We start from the raw sequence: 14,848 nt of genomic DNA on the forward strand, positions 1-14,848 counted from the left end.
ACAAGATTAGGACTGCTGAATGGTCGACAAAACTCCTGGCGAGAAGAAACTCAGTGTCCCGGCTAAAACCTTGACGCTCAAGCCGCGCGTCGAGACGGGCACCGTGAAGCAGAGCTTCAGCCACGGCCGAACCAAACAGGTGGTGGTCGAGAAACGCGGCAAGCGCCGCGTTGGCGGCGACGCGCCCGCAAGCGAGACGCATGCGCCCGAGCCGGTGGTCGCCAAGGCCGCGCCCGCCAAGGCGCCGCTGGCCCGTCCCGCCGTCCCGCCCCCTCCGCCGCGCAACAATTCGGGCGTCGTGCTGCGCACGCTGACCGAGGATGAGCGCTCCGCCCGCGCCAGCGCGCTCGCCGACGCCAAGCTCCGCGACGACGAGGAGCGGCGGCTGGCAGAAGAGGAGGCCAAGCGCCGCAACAGCAAGGAAGGCATCGAGCAGGCCGAACGCGAAGCCGCCGAAGCCCGCCGCAAGGCCGAGGAAGAACGTCACCGCCAGGACGAAGAAGCCAAGCGCAAGGCCGAGCTTGAGGCCAAGAAGCGTTTTGGCGAAGCCGAAGCCCGCACGGCGACAACTACAGCGCCGGCGGCCCGTGCCGCCACCGCCGCGGTGCCCGTGACCCGCGCTCCCGGCATCGCCGCCGACATTTCCGATGAAGATGAAGGCCCGCGCCAGGTCCGCCGCGGCCCCGGCGGCGCCGTTCGCCCGGCCGCCGCCCCGAAGACGACCGCAAAGCCTGCGCCGCAGAAGCAGCGCGGACGCCTGACGCTGGTCACGGCGCTGAATGCCGATGACGTGCGCGAGCGCTCGATCGCCTCGTTCCGCCGCCGCACCCAGCGCCTGAAGGGCCATGCCTCGAACGAGCCCAAGGAAAAGCTCGTCCGCGAAGTGGTCATCCCCGAAGCCATCAACATCCAGGAACTCGCCAACCGCATGTCCGAGCGCGCGGTCGACGTCATCCGCCTGTTGATGAAGCAGGGCGCGATGCACAAGATCACCGACGTGATCGATGCCGACACCGCGCAGCTGATCGCCGAGGAACTCGGTCATACCGTCAAGCGCGTCGCCGCGGCCGACGTCGAGGAAGGCCTGTTCGACACCGTCGACGATTCAACCGATACCGGGCCGCGGTCGCCGGTCGTCACCGTGATGGGCCATGTCGATCACGGCAAGACCTCGCTCTTGGACGCGCTCCGCCACGCCAATGTGGTGTCGGGCGAAGCCGGCGGCATCACCCAGCATATCGGCGCCTATCAGGTGACGTCGCCGGAAAGCGGCAAGAAGATCACCTTCATCGACACCCCCGGCCACGCCGCCTTCACCGCGATGCGGGCGCGCGGCGCCAAGGTCACCGATATCGTGGTGCTCGTGGTCGCCGCCGACGACGGCGTCATGCCGCAGACCGTGGAGGCGATCCATCACGCCAAGGCCGCGAAGGTTCCGATGATCGTGGCGATCAACAAGATCGATAAGCCCGACGCGCGGCCGGAGCGCGTGCGCACCGAATTGCTGCAGCACGAGGTTCAGGTCGAATCGCTCGGCGGCGACGTCGTCGATGTCGAGGTCTCCGCCAAGAACAATACCAATCTCGACAAGCTCCTGGAAATGATCGCGCTGCAGGCCGATCTGCTCGAGCTCAAGACCAATGCGGAACGCCCCGCAGAAGGCACCGTGATCGAAGCCAAGCTCGATCGCGGCCGCGGCCCGGTCGCGACCGTCTTGGTGCAGCGCGGCACACTGCGGGTCGGTGACATCGTAGTGGCCGGCGCCGAAATGGGCCGCGTCCGCGCGCTGATTTCCGACCAGGGCGATACCGTCGAGGAGGCAGGCCCCTCGGTGCCGGTCGAAGTGCTCGGCTTCAATGGCCCGCCGGAAGCCGGCGACCGCCTCGCCGTGGTCGAGAACGAAGCCCGCGCCCGCCAGATCACGAGCTATCGCGCCCATCAGAAGCGCGAGAACGCGGCTGCTTCGATTTCCGGCATGCGCGGCTCGCTCGAGCAGATGATGTCGCAGCTGAAAACCTCGGGCCGCAAGGAATTCCCGCTGATCGTCAAGGCCGACGTGCAGGGCTCGCTGGAAGCGATCCTGGGCTCGCTGGAAAAGCTCGGCACTGACGAAGTCGCTGCCCGCATCCTGCACGCCGGCGTCGGCGGCATCTCGGAATCCGACGTGACCCTGGCGGAAGGTTTCAATGCCGCCATCATCGGCTTTTCGGTTCGCGCCAACAAGGAAGCGGCCGCCGCCGCAAAACGCAACGGCATCGAGATCCGCTACTACAACATCATCTACGATCTCGTCGATGACGTGAAGAAAGCGATGTCGGGCCTGTTGGCGCCGACGCTGCGTGAGACCATGCTGGGCAATGCCCAGATCCTGGAAGTGTTCAACATTTCCAAGGTCGGCAAGGTCGCGGGCTGCCGCGTCACCGACGGCACCGTGGAACGCGGCGCCAATGTCCGGCTGATTCGCGACAACGTCGTCGTGCATGAAGGCAAGCTGTCGACGCTGAAGCGGTTCAAGGACGAAGTGAAGGAAGTGCAGTCCGGCCAGGAATGCGGCATGGCGTTCGAGAATTACGGCGACATGCGGGTCGGCGACGTCATCGAGTGTTATCGCGTGGAGACCATCCAGCGCTCGCTGTAAGTCCAAGTCTTACACAGCGCTGCAATTTCAGACTAAACCGTCATGCCCCGCGAAGGCGGGGCATCCAGTAGTCACCGAAGCTAATTTTGGACACGGAATACTGGATCACCCGATGGAGCCTGTCATCGGGCTCGCCAAAGGCGAGACCCGGTGGCGGGTGATGACGACAATTGGGATTTCGATATGCCTCGCCAGAAGAAAAGTTCCGCCGCCGGCGGCTCGCAGCGTCAGCTGCGTGTCGGCGAAACCGTGCGTCATGCGGTGGCGGACATCCTTGTCAATGGCAGCGTGCACGACCCGGACCTCGAAGGCCACATCATCACGGTTCCCGAGGTGCGGATGTCGCCGGACTTAAAACTTGCGACCATCTATGTGATGCCGCTCGGCGGACGCGATACCGAGATCGTGATCGCGGCGCTGGAGCGGAACAAGAAATTCCTGCGCGGCGAACTGGCGCGGCGCGTTAACCTAAAATTTGCGCCCGATGTTCGCTTTCGTGTCGACGAACGATTCGATGAAGCGGAACGAATAGAGAAATTACTGCGAACACCTGCGGTGCAACGAGACCTCGCACCAGACGAGGACGAAAGCTGATGATCGTGACCGGCGCAAACAGCCTGATCGAGCCGCCAACCGGTGATTCGGACGGCGCGCAAAAAAATAATTCTTCGGATGCCAATCACGATGTGACGAATCACGACGCGTCGCATCGCGAGGAACAACCTGCGCGCGCGGGCAAACAGCCGCGCCCGAACAACCAGCCGCGCCGCGACAAACGCGACGTCCACGGCTGGGTCGTGCTCGACAAGCCGATCGGCATGACCTCGACGCATGCGGTCGCGGTGGTGAAGCGGCTGTTCCAGGCCAAGCGCGCCGGACACGCCGGCACGCTCGATCCGCTTGCCTCCGGCGGCTTGCCGATTGCGCTGGGCGAGGCCACCAAGACGGTTCCGTTCGTGATGGACGGCCGCAAGCGTTACCGCTTTACGGTCGCCTGGGGCGAGGAACGCGATACCGACGATACCGAGGGCCGGGTCGTCAAAACCAGCGATTCAAGACCCTCCGCCGAGGCGATTTCCGGGCTACTGCCGCGGTTCACCGGCGTGATCGAGCAGATCCCGCCGCAATATTCCGCGATCAAGGTCCAGGGCGAGCGTGCCTATGATCTGGCGCGCGACGGGGAGACCGTCGAATTGGCCCCCCGCCCGGTCGAGATTCACCATTTATCGCTTGTAGAACAACCAGATAGCACCCACTCCGTGTTCGAAGCCGAATGCGGCAAGGGAACCTATGTCCGGGCGCTGGCCCGCGATATCGGCCGGATTTTGGGCTGCTACGGTCATATCTGCGCGCTGCGGCGGACCCTGGTCGGCCCCTTCGGCGAAAAGGACATGATTCCGCTGGAACAGTTGGAGGCTTTGTGCGATAGAGCCGCGTCTGGCGAGGGCAGCCTCGCCGACGCGCTTTTGCCCGTTGAGACCGCGCTGGACGACATCCCGGCACTGGCCGTCACACGGGCTGATGCGGCAAGGCTCCACAGGGGCCAGGCCGTTTTGTTGCGCGGACGGGATGCGCCCAATAGTAGCGGCACAGTCTATGTCACGGTGGCAGGCCGGCTTTTGGCGCTTGCCGAAATTGGCAATGGCGAACTCATCCCCAAGCGTGTGTTCAACCTGACCGGACTGACTGCCAGTCCGGCTCGCAACGATGGAAGTATTTGACGATGTCGATTACCGCCGAACGCAAAGCGGAAGTCATCAAGACGAATGCCAACAAGGCCGGCGACACCGGCTCGCCCGAGGTTCAGGTCGCGATCCTGTCGGAACGCATCAACAACCTCACCGGGCATTTCAAGACCCACGTGAAGGACAATCATTCGCGGCGCGGCCTTTTGAAGCTCGTGTCGACGCGCCGTTCGCTTCTGGATTACATCAAGAAGAAGGACGAGGCGCGTTACAAGGCGTTGCTCGAAAAGCATAACATTCGTCGTTGAGTTGTTAGTTCGCGCGCGCTCGTTGGCGCGCGTTTTTGCATGATCCGCAAAGCCGTTTGTTCACGGTTTTCGGAAGCGATCATGCACAAGAACGTCCAGCCGCAATCCGGCAGCTGGGCGTAACGGGCAAGATGCCCGTACCATCGGAAGGATGGACGCCATTAGAAACCTAAAAACCATGGCAGGATCGCCGGACGCTGTTACTGCGAAATCATCGCAATCAGCGTCCCGCAATCTTGCGCATGGTTTTTGCGTTTCGAGGGGTCCTTGCTTTCGCGAACCCATGAAAGAAGATACCTATGTTCAATATTCATTCAGTCGAAATCGACTGGGGTGGACGTCCCCTCAGGCTTGAAACCGGAAAAATCGCCCGCCAGGCCGACGGCGCCGTGCTGGCGACCTACGGCGAAACCGTGGTTCTTGCCACCGTCGTTGCCGCCAAATCGCCCCGCGAAGGCGTCGACTTCCTGCCGCTGACCGTCGATTACCAGGAAAAGACCTACGCCGCGGGCCGCATTCCCGGCGGCTATTTCAAGCGCGAAGGCCGGCCCACCGAAAAGGAGACGCTGGTCTCCCGCCTGATCGACCGCCCGATCCGCCCGCTGTTCGCGGATGGCTGGCGCAATGAAACGCAAGTGATCGTCACGGTGCTTTCGCACGACATGGAGAACGATCCCGACGTGGTGGCGATGGTAGCTGCGTCCGCGGCGCTGACCCTGTCTGGCGTACCCTTCAAGGGTCCGATCGGCGCCGCCCGCGTCGGCTTCATGAACGACGAGTATGTGCTCAATCCAACGCTCGACGAGATGGTCGATACCCAGCTTGAACTGGTCGTCGCCGGCACCAGCGACGCGGTCCTGATGGTGGAGTCCGAAGCAAAGGAATTGGGCGAAGACATCATGCTCGGCGCCGTGATGTTCGGACATCGCCACTTCCAGCCGGTGATCAAGGCGATTATCGAGCTTGCCGAGAAAGCTGCCAAGGAGCCGCGCGAGGTTGCCACCGTCGACGAAAGCGCGCTGGAAAAGGAAATGCTCGGTCTGATCGAGCAGGACCTGCGGGCCGCCTATGCGATCCCGGTCAAGCAGGAGCGCTACGCAGCCGTTGCCAAGGCCAAGGAAAAGGTGATGGCGCATTACTTCCCGGAAGGCCAGGAGCCGAAATACGACAAGCTCCGCATCGCCGCCGTGTTCAAGGAGCTCGAGGCAAAGATTGTTCGCTGGAACATTCTCGACACCGGCAAGCGCATCGACGGCCGCGACGTCAAGACTGTGCGCAACATCGTCGCCGAAGTCGGCGTGTTGCCGCGCGCCCACGGCTCGGCGCTGTTCACCCGCGGCGAGACCCAGGCGATGGTCGTGACCACGCTCGGCACCGGCGAGGACGAGCAGTATATCGACGCGCTGTCGGGAACCTACAAAGAGACGTTCCTGCTGCACTACAACTTCCCTCCCTATTCGGTCGGCGAAACCGGACGCCTCGGCGGCACCAAGCGGCGCGAGATCGGCCATGGCAAGCTCGCCTGGCGCGCGATCCACCCCGTGCTGCCGCCGCACCACGAATTCCCCTACACGGTGCGGGTGGTCTCCGAGATCACCGAATCGAACGGGTCGTCCTCGATGGCCTCGGTCTGCGGCGCCTCGCTGGCGCTGATGGATGCGGGCGTTCCCTTGAAGCGGCCGACCGCGGGCATCGCGATGGGCCTCATTCTGGAAGGTTCGCGCTACGCGGTATTGTCTGACATTCTCGGTGACGAGGATCATCTCGGCGACATGGACTTCAAGGTCGCCGGCACCGATCACGGCATTACCTCGCTGCAGATGGACATCAAGATCGCCGGGATCACCGAGGAGATCATGAAGGTCGCGCTCGGCCAGGCCAAGGAAGGTCGCATCCACATCCTCGGCGAAATGTCGAAGGCACTCACCGCAGCCCGCGCCGAGCTCGGCGAATACGCGCCGCGCATCGAGACCTTCAAGATCGCGACCGACAAGATTCGCGAAGTGATCGGCACCGGCGGCAAGGTGATCCGCGAGATCGTCGAGAAGACCGGCGCCAAGGTCAATATCGACGACGACGGCACCGTGAAGGTTGCTTCCGCCGACGGCGAATCGATCAAGGCCGCGATCAAGTGGATCAAGTCGATCGCCTCCGATCCGGAGCTCGGCCAGATCTATGACGGCACCGTGGTCAAGGTGATGGAGTTCGGCGCGTTCGTGAACTTCTTCGGCGCCAAGGACGGCCTCGTCCATATCAGCCAGCTCGCGGCCAACCGCGTGCAGAAGACCTCCGACGTCGTCAAGGAAGGCGATAAGGTCAAGGTCAAGCTGCTCGGCTTCGACGATCGCGGCAAGACGCGGCTGTCGATGAAGGCGGTCGACCAGGTGACCGGCGAGGATCTCGAGGCCAAGCAGAAGACCGAAGCCCCGCCGCGCGAAGCCGCCGGCGAGTAGTTTTTCTCAAAGTCTCGTAAACAACGAAGGGCGGCTTTTCAGCCGCCCTTTTTGTTTGTGGTTGGTTGCGCGCGCTTACGCCGCAGCGTAGGGAACCAGAGATGCCAGGACCCGCGATTCTGAATCCGAATTTAAGTTAAATCGTTGCACACGCCCGCTACGATCCTCCGGATGCAACAACCGGGCTCGCGAAACTCCACGGAGGATTCCATGTCTTCATTATCGCGTCGTCGTCTTTTCAGTACGGCTGTTGGGATTGCTGCCCTCGCAACCGCGCCGCGCGCTGTTTTCGCTCAAGCGTCAACCCCAGCACCGGCGGCAGGTCCGTTCGTGGTGCCGCCTCTCAGCTATCCAACCAACGCGTTTGAGCCGCACATCGACGCGAAGACGATGGAAATCCACCATGACAAGCATCACGGCGCCTATGTCGCCAATCTCAACAATCTCGCCAAGACCAATCCGCAGCTCGGCACAACCCCGATGCTGCAGATACTCTTCAATCTCAACGCGCTCAATGACGACATTAAAGTCGCGGTCCGCAATAATCTCGGCGGCCACGCCAACCACACCATGTTCTGGCAAATCATGGGACCGAACGGGGGCAAACCCGAAGGCGAGGTGCTGGCTGCGATCGAACGCGATCTCGGCGGCATAGAGAAATTCGTGACCGACTTCAATGCCGCAGGCGGGCGCGTGTTCGGTTCGGGCTGGGTCTTCGTGACCGTCACAAACGACGGCAAGCTCGCGATCGAGACCCGCCCTAACCAGGATACTCCGATCATGGATGGCAAACGGGTGCTATTTGGCAACGATGTCTGGGAGCACGCCTATTATCTCAACTACCAGAACCGCCGCCCGGATTACCTCAAGGCGTGGTGGAACACCGTGAACTGGGCGAAGGTCGCGGAGCGCTATGCTGCCGCGAAGGCGGGCACGCTGGGTATCTAGCCCTGGCAAGACATGTTCGAAAAGCAGGGCGGCCGTTTGGGCCGCCCTTTTTGTTTGCGCGCCTCGAATTCACCGCTCGTAGAACGCCTTGCCGATCAGGCCGCCGATGATGCCGCCGACGATCGGCGCCACCCAGAACAGCCACAGCGATCCCATCGCCTCGGCGCCGCCGAAAAGCGCGGTCGCGGTCGAGCGCGCCGGATTAACGGAGGCGTTCGAAACCGGGATCGCGACCAGATGGATCGTCACCAGCGTCAGTCCAATCGCAAGCGGCGCAAAGCCGGGGGCACCCTTGGACGAGGTCACGCCCGTGATCACCACCAGAAACAGCGCGGTCATGACAACTTCAATGAGGGCGACGCTCAGCAACGGGAAGCCGCTGCCGCCATAGGTGTTGGAAATCGCGAGGAACGTATTCCATTTGCCCGATGCGGGCGCGCCCTGCAAGATGATGTAGAATATCACCGCCGCGGCGACGCCGCCGACCACTTGCGCAATGATATAGGGGAGCGCTTTGCCCGCCTCGAAGCGGCCCGCCGCGACCAATCCGCATGTCACCGCCGGATTGAAATGGCCGCCGGAGATCGGGCCTACCGCATAGGCCATCGCCAGCACCGCAGCGCCAATCGAGAGCGCCACCGCGATGAACCCGACATTCGGCGCGGAAAACAGCGCCGCTCCGCAAACCGACGCCACCAGCATGAATGTCCCGACAAATTCTGCGCCCAGTTCTTTTGTCATATCTATCCTCCCCTTTACGCGGCCCGTTTTGGGCGCCGCATCATGACATCAAGCCGTCATCCATGACAACGCCGGTCAAACGAATTCCACACGGAGCGGCTAGCTTCGAATATTGCACCGCATTTTCATAGAAGGCGCGATGAAGTCCCCAAGCTTCCATATTGGCCCTAAGCAAATTGATCTGCTGCCGATTTGCCGTATGGTCGCCGACTGTTTTCGGTCAACAGCCATATCGCTCCCGCAAGGATTGTCGCGATGACGCCGCCAACGATCCGCCCCGCCCGGCGGGAGGAATATGACGAGATCGCCAAGCTTTGGATGGACAGCTGGGTCTCGACCGGACTGGAACAGGCCAGCGATTCGCTGCTGGAGAAATTGTGCAAGCGCGTCCCGCTCGAGATGGAGAGCGGCTGGAGCCTGTTTGTCGCCGACGATGGCGGCGAGCTCGCGGCGATGCTGGCGCTGCATCTGCCCAATGTCTACCTCGACCAATTGTTCGTCGCGCCGGAATATCAGGGCCGAAGCCTGGGTCGGACGCTGCTCGCCTTCACGAGGCAGCATCTGCCGGATGAAATCCATTTGCGCTGCGTGCGCGAGAACGAAAAGGCGTGGCGCTGGTATGAGCGCGAGGGATTTGTGTTTGAGAAGGAAGCGGTCGAGCCGATGACCGGACGTGTTATGAAACACTATCGATGGAAGAAGGAGGGAACAGCCCGATGATGAAACTTTACTGGTCGCCGCGTTCGCGGTCGTTTTCCGCGCTGTGGCTGATGGAAGAGACCGGACAGCCCTACGAGCGCGTGCTGACCGACATTTCCAAGGGCGAGCAGAAGAAGCCGGAATATCTTGCGATCAATCCGATGGGCAAGGTGCCGGCACTACGGGACGGCGAGGCGACGCTCGCGGAAGCCGCCGCGATCTGCGCCTATGTCGCCGAGCGTTACCCGCAAGCCAAACTGGCGCCGCCGCTCGGCGATCCCTTGCGCGCGAAATACCTCTACTGGCTGTTTTTCGCGCCCGGCTGCGTCGAGCCCGCGATGGTGCAGCTCGCGACCAAGATCGAGATGAATCCGGTCGCCGCCGGCTGGGGCGATGCGCAGCGGGTGATCGACGTGCTCGATGCCGCGTTGGAAAAAGGGCCGTGGATCCTCGGCGAGAATTTTTCGGCCGCGGACATCATCATCGGCTCAGGGCTGAATTTCGCGGTGCGGCTGTTCAAGATGATGCCGGCGCGCCCGTCATTCGACGCTTATATCGACCGCTGCACGGCGCGGCCGGCGTTCCAGCGGGCGAGCGTTTTGGCGGCGGGGTAAGTGCGGCAAGTATACCCGCGCTCACAACTGTCATCGCCCGGCATAGCCGTCCGAGGGACGGCGTCGCTTCCGCTCGCCTATGACCGGGCGACCCAGTATTCCAGAGACGGCCGTGATTGATCGATGGGCCGCGGCGTACTGGATCCCCGCTTTCGCGGGGATGACGATTTGTTGTGGGGCCGGACATTACGCAAGTTACGGCTGCGCCGGCTACTCGTTCCCGTTCTTCAGATCTTCGGGCCGGGGCATCGAAATGATGTTGTAGCCGGAATCCACGTAATGGATTTCACCGGTGACGCCGCCGGAAAGCTCGGACAATAAATACAAGGCCGAGCCGCCGAGTTCGTCCAAGGTCAGACCGCGGCCGAGCGGCGAGTGCTTCTGCTGGAAGGCGAACATCGCGCGGGCATCGCCGATGCCCGAGCCCGCAAGCGTCCGCACCGGGCCTGCCGAAATCGCGTTGACGCGGATGCCGCGCGAACCAAAATCGGCGGCGAGATAGCGCACCGAGGCTTCCAGCGCGGCCTTGGCGACGCCCATCACGTTATAATTCGGCATCACCCGCGTCGAACCGCCATAGGTCAGCGTGATCATCGCGCCGCCGGATGCGGGCATCAGCTCGGCCGCGCGCTTGGCAAGTTCGGTGAAGGAAAAGCACGAGATCACCATGGTACGCGAGAAATTCTCGCGCGTGGTATCGGCATAGCGGCCTTTCAACTCGTTCTTGTCGGAGAACGCGATGGCGTGCACGAGAAAATCGAGCTGCCCCCATTTTTTCCGCAGCGTCTCGAACACGGAATCGACGCTGGCGATGTCCTCGACATCGCAGGGTATCACGAGTTCGACGCCGAGCGACTGCGCCAGCGGCTTGACCCGCTTGCCGAGCGCCTCGCCCTGATAGGTGAAGGCAAGCTCGGCGCCCTGCGCGGCGAGCGTTTTCGCGATGCCCCAGGCAATCGAATGATCATTGGCGACGCCCATGATCAATCCGCGTTTGCCCTTCATCAGGTCCTGCATTTTGCCCCGTATCCCATCACACGCTCACTCTGCTCCCTCGCCCCGCTCTTCGCGGGGAGAGGGTTGGGGTGAGGGGCGCTTCGGCCCGCATATACCGAATTTGCCTCGAATGCAGTGCCAGGCCCCTCACCCGAAATTCGCCGGTAGCGAATTTCGACCTCTCCCCGCAAAGAGCGGGGCGAGGTTTAAAAAAATCTCACGCATCCAGCCGCTTGAACACCAGCGTGGCGTTGGTGCCGCCGAAGCCGAAGGAATTCGAAAGCACGGCGCCCAATTTGGCGTTGTCGATGCGCTTGCGCACGATCGGCATGTCGGCAAACACCGGGTCGAGCTCGGTGATATGCGCGCTTTCACAGATAAAACCGTTGTTCATCATCAGCAGCGAATAGATCGCTTCCTGCACGCCGGTGGCGCCGAGCGAGTGCCCGGTGAGTGCTTTGGTGGCGGAAATCGGCGGGCACTTGTCGCCGGTCCCGAACACCTTGCGGATTGCCTCGATTTCCGGCGGATCGCCCGCCGGCGTCGAGGTCGCGTGCGGATTGATGTAGTCGATCTTGGTATCGACGGTTGCCATCGCCATTTTCATGCAGCGCTCGGCGCCCTCGCCTGAGGGGGCAACCATGTCGTAGCCGTCGGAAGTGGCGCCGTAGCCGACGATCTCGCCGTAAATGCGTGCGCCGCGCGCCTTGGCATGTTCGAGCTCTTCCAGCACCACCACGCCGGCGCCGCCGGCAATGACAAAGCCGTCGCGGCTGACGTCGTAGGGACGCGACGCTGTCGCGGGCGTATCGTTATATTTCGAGGACATCGCGCCCATCGCGTCGAACAGGACCGACAGCGACCAGTCGAGCTCTTCGCAACCGCCGGCGAAGATAATGTCCTGCTTGCCGATCTGGATGGTCTCGTAGGCGTTGCCGATGCAATGGTTCGAGGTGGCGCAGGCCGAGGAGATCGAATAGTTCACGCCCTTGATCTTGAACCAGGTCGCGAGAGTCGCCGACGCCGTCGAGGACATCGCCTTCGGCACCGCGAACGGTCCGACCCGCTTCGGTCCCTTGGCGCGGGTGGTGTCGGCGGCTTCCACGATGGTACGCGCCGATGGACCGCCGGAGCCCATGATGATGCCGGTGCGGATATTGGAGACTTCCGAAGGCTCCAGACCGGAATCCTGGATCGCCTGCTCCATCGCGACGTGATTCCAGGCCGCGCCCTCGCCGAGGAAGCGCATCGCGCGGCGGTCGATGACGCCGGCCGGATCGAGCGTGGGCGCGCCCTGCACCTGGGAGCGGAAACCAAGCTCGGCATATTTTTCCGCGCGCGTGATGCCGGACTTCGCCTCGTGAAGGCTCGCCAGCACTTCCTGGGTGTTGTTTCCGATGGACGAGACGATACCCATCCCCGTGATGACAACCCGCCTCATGACCGCCTCGCCCTGTCGTTTCCGTTTGTGTGTGTGTGAAAAGCTGCCAACCGAACGTCGTCAAACCGAGAACCGCGGCCCATCGGCCGGAGCCGATATCTTACGTTCCCGGCGCCAATGCGGCATCCTGCTTTAACAGCCCGACCCTCAAATCCTTCGCGCGATAGATAATCTCGCCGTCGGCCGAAAGCCAGCCGTCAGCGATGCCTAACCAGAGCTTCATGCGGATCACGCGCTTGATGTCGATGTTGTACACAATCTTGCGAACGTTCGGCATCACCTGCCCGGCAAGCTTCAGTTCGCCGAGGCCGAGCGCCCGGCCGCGTCCCTGGCCGCCGGTCCAGCCGAGATAAAAGCCGACCATCTGCCAGAGCGCATCGAGCCCGAGGCAACCCGGCATCACAGGATCGCCCTTGAAATGGCAGCCGAAAAACCAGAGGTCGGGTTTGACATCGAGTTCGGCGCGAACAAGACCCTTGCCGTATTCCCCGCCGGTTTCGGAGATTTCGCTGATGCGGTCGAACATCAGCATCGGAGGCAGCGGCAATTGTGCATTGCCGGGGCCAAACATTTCGCCACGGCCGCATGCCAGCAAATCCTCGTATTCGTAACCGCTGCGCCGATCCAGCATGGTGGAAAGCCTCTTTCAAAATCCCGATGGAGCTTTTTTGATGCGAAATGGACCGGTTTCGCATGGGAAGCGCGCCATTTTCTTGGCTTGGCACGAATAACCGCAGGTCAGGATACCCCTGCGGTTATCGGCGCTCGCCTCTGCGAAAATCGCAAAGCTTAAGTCCGCGCGCTCTCTATCATAGGCCCCGCGGGTGGCAAAGCGCCACGGGGAGGGTAAATTGCCGCGTCGCGGGTCAGTTTCCACCTTAGCGCCGACTTTACCCTCGGCCCCTTCTAGTTGCGAAAAACTTGCATCTAACAGGATTCCTTCTTATATACCCAGACGATAGTGCTTAGATGGCGAGTGCGGTGCGCAACGTGGATACGAACGACAACGGCTCGGTTCTGAAAGAGGATAGTGCTGGTGCAGTGGCCCGCCATGCGGGTCGGCAACCGGCCCTGACCGGCTGTCCCTGGCACGACGTCAATGAAATGCTCCAGGCGGCAGGCCTGCGGCCCACCCGCCAGCGCATGGCTCTGGGCTGGCTGTTGTTCGGCAAGGGCGCCCGTCACCTCACCGCGGAAATGCTCTATGAGGAAGCAACGCTGGCCAAGGTGCCGGTGTCGCTTGCGACCGTCTACAACACGCTCAACCAGTTGACCGATGCCGGTCTGCTGCGCCAGGTCAGCGTCGACGGCACCAAGACCTATTTCGATACCAACGTGTCGGCGCATCACCACTTCTATCTCGAGAATAATCACGAGCTGGTCGACATTCCCGATCCGCATCTGGTGCTGCAGAAGATGCCCGAAGTGCCCGAAGGCTACGAGATCGCCCGCGTCGACATGGTCGTCCGGCTGCGCAAGAAGCGCTGAGTCTCTCAACGGGTCGTCCCCGCGAATGCGGGGACCCATAACCACCAATGTTTGTTGTTCAAGGAAGCCGTCTACCCCATCGCCCAATCGATGGGCTGCGGCGTATGGGTCCCCGCTTTCGCGGGGACGACCCGTGGATAAAATTTTCGCGTTACTCGATGACGCGAAACCTCAATCCACCCTCTCGTCCGCGTAGACGCCCCACAGCCGCTCCTGCTGGATCCAGCCGTCAAAACCGTTGCCGGAGACGTGGCACCAGCCTGACGCGCAGTGCTTGACCTGGGCGACGACACCGGCCTGCAGGCGGGCGGCGACGGGGCTGGTCTGATCGGCGCTCTCATAGAGCGGCGCGAGCTCGTCCCTGCTCTTCATGGTGATGACGGCGGTGCGGCGGCCCGACAGCAGCGAGTGATAGACCCACCCCTCGGCGCCTTCGGAATCGCGCACCCGGCGCCAGTTCTCGAATTCGGCGGTGATTTCAACCGGCAGGCCCGAGCGGGTGTAGACCCAGGCAACATCATTGTCCTTGGTCGGACCGGCGCGGACGTTCACATGATCGGATTTGAGGCTGACATAACGCGGCACCGGCAAACCGCTGGTGGTTGGGGCTGCATCCTTGGCCGAATATCCCGAGCTGATCGAGGCGCCCAGCACGCCACAAGCGAGCACCACAACCGAACAAAAACGCCCCAACGCCATCCACTCGTCTCCTGCCGAGATCAGACCAACTCAAATTCTTCGAGCTGAAAACCAACCAACGCCTTAAACCCCCTGTGCCCCGCCCCGATTGCCCCTCGGCTTCTCACTTTCGGGTTCTTGTCTTGGCCCGGCCTTCTG

At 62.4% G+C, this 14,848-nt stretch carries 14 protein-coding genes; 9 read left to right on the plus strand and 5 right to left on the minus strand.

Annotated features, from left to right (window positions below; genetic code table 11):
• The first annotated feature begins 19 nt into the window (after nucleotides 1-19).
• The 6 genes from infB to B5526_RS18260 all read left to right on the plus strand — a co-directional run bounded on the left by infB (nucleotide 20) and on the right by B5526_RS18260 (nucleotide 8,032).
• Nucleotides 20-2,638 carry a translation initiation factor IF-2 gene (gene infB, locus B5526_RS18235; protein WP_079540202.1) on the plus strand — a complete coding sequence of 873 codons (2,619 nt, stop codon included), beginning with the start codon at nucleotides 20-22 and terminating at the stop codon, nucleotides 2,636-2,638.
• A 183-nt stretch (nucleotides 2,639-2,821) separates the two neighbouring features.
• Nucleotides 2,822-3,232 (plus strand): 30S ribosome-binding factor RbfA, encoded by a 411-nt coding sequence (gene rbfA / locus B5526_RS18240; protein WP_079540204.1) that lies wholly within the window; start codon nucleotides 2,822-2,824, stop codon nucleotides 3,230-3,232.
• Nucleotides 3,232-4,359 carry a tRNA pseudouridine(55) synthase TruB gene (gene truB, locus B5526_RS18245; RefSeq protein WP_079540206.1) on the plus strand — a complete coding sequence of 376 codons (1,128 nt, stop codon included), beginning with the start codon at nucleotides 3,232-3,234 and terminating at the stop codon, nucleotides 4,357-4,359. Before rbfA ends, truB begins: the two co-directional genes overlap by 1 nt.
• Nucleotides 4,360-4,361: 2 nt before the next feature.
• Nucleotides 4,362-4,631: a 30S ribosomal protein S15 gene (gene rpsO, locus B5526_RS18250; protein WP_079540211.1), complete on the plus strand. Its 270-nt coding sequence runs from the start codon at nucleotides 4,362-4,364 to the stop codon at nucleotides 4,629-4,631.
• 299 nt (nucleotides 4,632-4,930) lie between these two features.
• Nucleotides 4,931-7,084, plus strand: a complete 2,154-nt coding sequence (gene pnp, locus B5526_RS18255; RefSeq protein ID WP_079540213.1) for a polyribonucleotide nucleotidyltransferase — start codon at nucleotides 4,931-4,933, stop codon at nucleotides 7,082-7,084.
• A 210-nt stretch (nucleotides 7,085-7,294) separates the two neighbouring features.
• Nucleotides 7,295-8,032, plus strand: coding sequence for a superoxide dismutase (locus tag B5526_RS18260; RefSeq protein ID WP_079540215.1), 738 nt, complete (start codon nucleotides 7,295-7,297; stop codon nucleotides 8,030-8,032).
• Between the two features lie 69 nt (nucleotides 8,033-8,101).
• On the opposite strand, the gene B5526_RS18265 is transcribed toward B5526_RS18260, so the two are convergent.
• Nucleotides 8,102-8,773 carry an aquaporin gene (locus B5526_RS18265; protein ID WP_079540217.1) on the minus strand — a complete coding sequence of 224 codons (672 nt, stop codon included), beginning with the start codon at nucleotides 8,771-8,773 and terminating at the stop codon, nucleotides 8,102-8,104.
• Nucleotides 8,774-9,028: 255 nt separating this feature from the next.
• Here B5526_RS18265 and B5526_RS18270 point away from each other — a divergent pair, with 255 nt between their 5' ends.
• Nucleotides 9,029-9,493, plus strand: coding sequence for a GNAT family N-acetyltransferase (locus B5526_RS18270; RefSeq protein WP_079540219.1), 465 nt, complete (start codon nucleotides 9,029-9,031; stop codon nucleotides 9,491-9,493).
• Nucleotides 9,490-10,086, plus strand: coding sequence for a glutathione S-transferase family protein (locus B5526_RS18275; protein WP_079540221.1), 597 nt, complete (start codon nucleotides 9,490-9,492; stop codon nucleotides 10,084-10,086). The genes B5526_RS18270 and B5526_RS18275 overlap by 4 nt, the downstream gene beginning before the upstream one ends.
• Before the next feature lie 210 nt (nucleotides 10,087-10,296).
• Here the strand turns inward: B5526_RS18275 and fabI are convergent, their stop codons facing one another.
• From fabI to fabA, 3 genes are all read right to left on the minus strand, one after another.
• The gene (fabI, locus tag B5526_RS18280; RefSeq protein ID WP_079540224.1) at nucleotides 10,297-11,103 is read right to left on the minus strand and encodes an enoyl-ACP reductase FabI; all 807 of its coding nucleotides are present in this window, start codon (nucleotides 11,101-11,103) and stop codon (nucleotides 10,297-10,299) included.
• Nucleotides 11,104-11,299: 196 nt separating this feature from the next.
• Nucleotides 11,300-12,523, minus strand: a complete 1,224-nt coding sequence (gene fabB, locus B5526_RS18285) for a beta-ketoacyl-ACP synthase I (RefSeq protein WP_079540226.1) — start codon at nucleotides 12,521-12,523, stop codon at nucleotides 11,300-11,302.
• A gap of 100 nt (nucleotides 12,524-12,623) precedes the next feature.
• Nucleotides 12,624-13,154 carry a 3-hydroxyacyl-[acyl-carrier-protein] dehydratase FabA gene (gene fabA / locus B5526_RS18290; protein ID WP_079540228.1) on the minus strand — a complete coding sequence of 177 codons (531 nt, stop codon included), beginning with the start codon at nucleotides 13,152-13,154 and terminating at the stop codon, nucleotides 12,624-12,626.
• 338 nt (nucleotides 13,155-13,492) lie between these two features.
• On the opposite strand from fabA, the gene irrA reads away from it, so the two are divergent.
• A complete protein-coding gene (irrA, locus tag B5526_RS18295) occupies nucleotides 13,493-14,011 on the plus strand; it encodes an iron response transcriptional regulator IrrA (RefSeq protein WP_283807626.1) in 519 nt (172 codons plus the stop codon).
• 171 nt (nucleotides 14,012-14,182) lie between these two features.
• Here irrA and B5526_RS18300 read toward each other — a convergent pair whose 3' ends face one another.
• Entirely contained in the window at nucleotides 14,183-14,710 is a 528-nt protein-coding gene (locus B5526_RS18300; RefSeq protein WP_079540230.1) for an SH3 domain-containing protein, read from the minus strand.
• Nucleotides 14,711-14,848 lie beyond the last annotated feature (138 nt).

Origin of the sequence: Bradyrhizobium lablabi, from assembly GCF_900141755.1 — a bacterium.
GTDB classification, from domain to species: Bacteria; Pseudomonadota; Alphaproteobacteria; order Rhizobiales; family Xanthobacteraceae; genus Bradyrhizobium; species Bradyrhizobium lablabi_A.

Bases quoted from the DNA above. Each gene is read 5' to 3' on its own strand.
- fabI (WP_079540224.1), bottom strand. From the start codon at position 11,103: ATGCAGGACCTGATGAAGGGCAAACGCGGATTGATCATGGGCGTCGCC.
- rbfA (WP_079540204.1), top strand. From the start codon at position 2,822: ATGCCTCGCCAGAAGAAAAGTTCCGCCGCCGGCGGCTCGCAGCGTCAG.
- B5526_RS18275 (WP_079540221.1), top strand. From the start codon at position 9,490: ATGATGAAACTTTACTGGTCGCCGCGTTCGCGGTCGTTTTCCGCGCTG.
- B5526_RS18270 (WP_079540219.1), top strand. From the start codon at position 9,029: ATGACGCCGCCAACGATCCGCCCCGCCCGGCGGGAGGAATATGACGAG.
- truB (WP_079540206.1), top strand. From the start codon at position 3,232: ATGATCGTGACCGGCGCAAACAGCCTGATCGAGCCGCCAACCGGTGAT.
- B5526_RS18300 (WP_079540230.1), bottom strand. From the start codon at position 14,710: ATGGCGTTGGGGCGTTTTTGTTCGGTTGTGGTGCTCGCTTGTGGCGTG.
- infB (WP_079540202.1), top strand. From the start codon at position 20: ATGGTCGACAAAACTCCTGGCGAGAAGAAACTCAGTGTCCCGGCTAAA.
- B5526_RS18265 (WP_079540217.1), bottom strand. From the start codon at position 8,773: ATGACAAAAGAACTGGGCGCAGAATTTGTCGGGACATTCATGCTGGTG.
- B5526_RS18260 (WP_079540215.1), top strand. From the start codon at position 7,295: ATGTCTTCATTATCGCGTCGTCGTCTTTTCAGTACGGCTGTTGGGATT.
- rpsO (WP_079540211.1), top strand. From the start codon at position 4,362: ATGTCGATTACCGCCGAACGCAAAGCGGAAGTCATCAAGACGAATGCC.
- pnp (WP_079540213.1), top strand. From the start codon at position 4,931: ATGTTCAATATTCATTCAGTCGAAATCGACTGGGGTGGACGTCCCCTC.
- irrA (WP_283807626.1), top strand. From the start codon at position 13,493: ATGGCGAGTGCGGTGCGCAACGTGGATACGAACGACAACGGCTCGGTT.
- fabB (WP_079540226.1), bottom strand. From the start codon at position 12,523: ATGAGGCGGGTTGTCATCACGGGGATGGGTATCGTCTCGTCCATCGGA.
- fabA (WP_079540228.1), bottom strand. From the start codon at position 13,154: ATGCTGGATCGGCGCAGCGGTTACGAATACGAGGATTTGCTGGCATGC.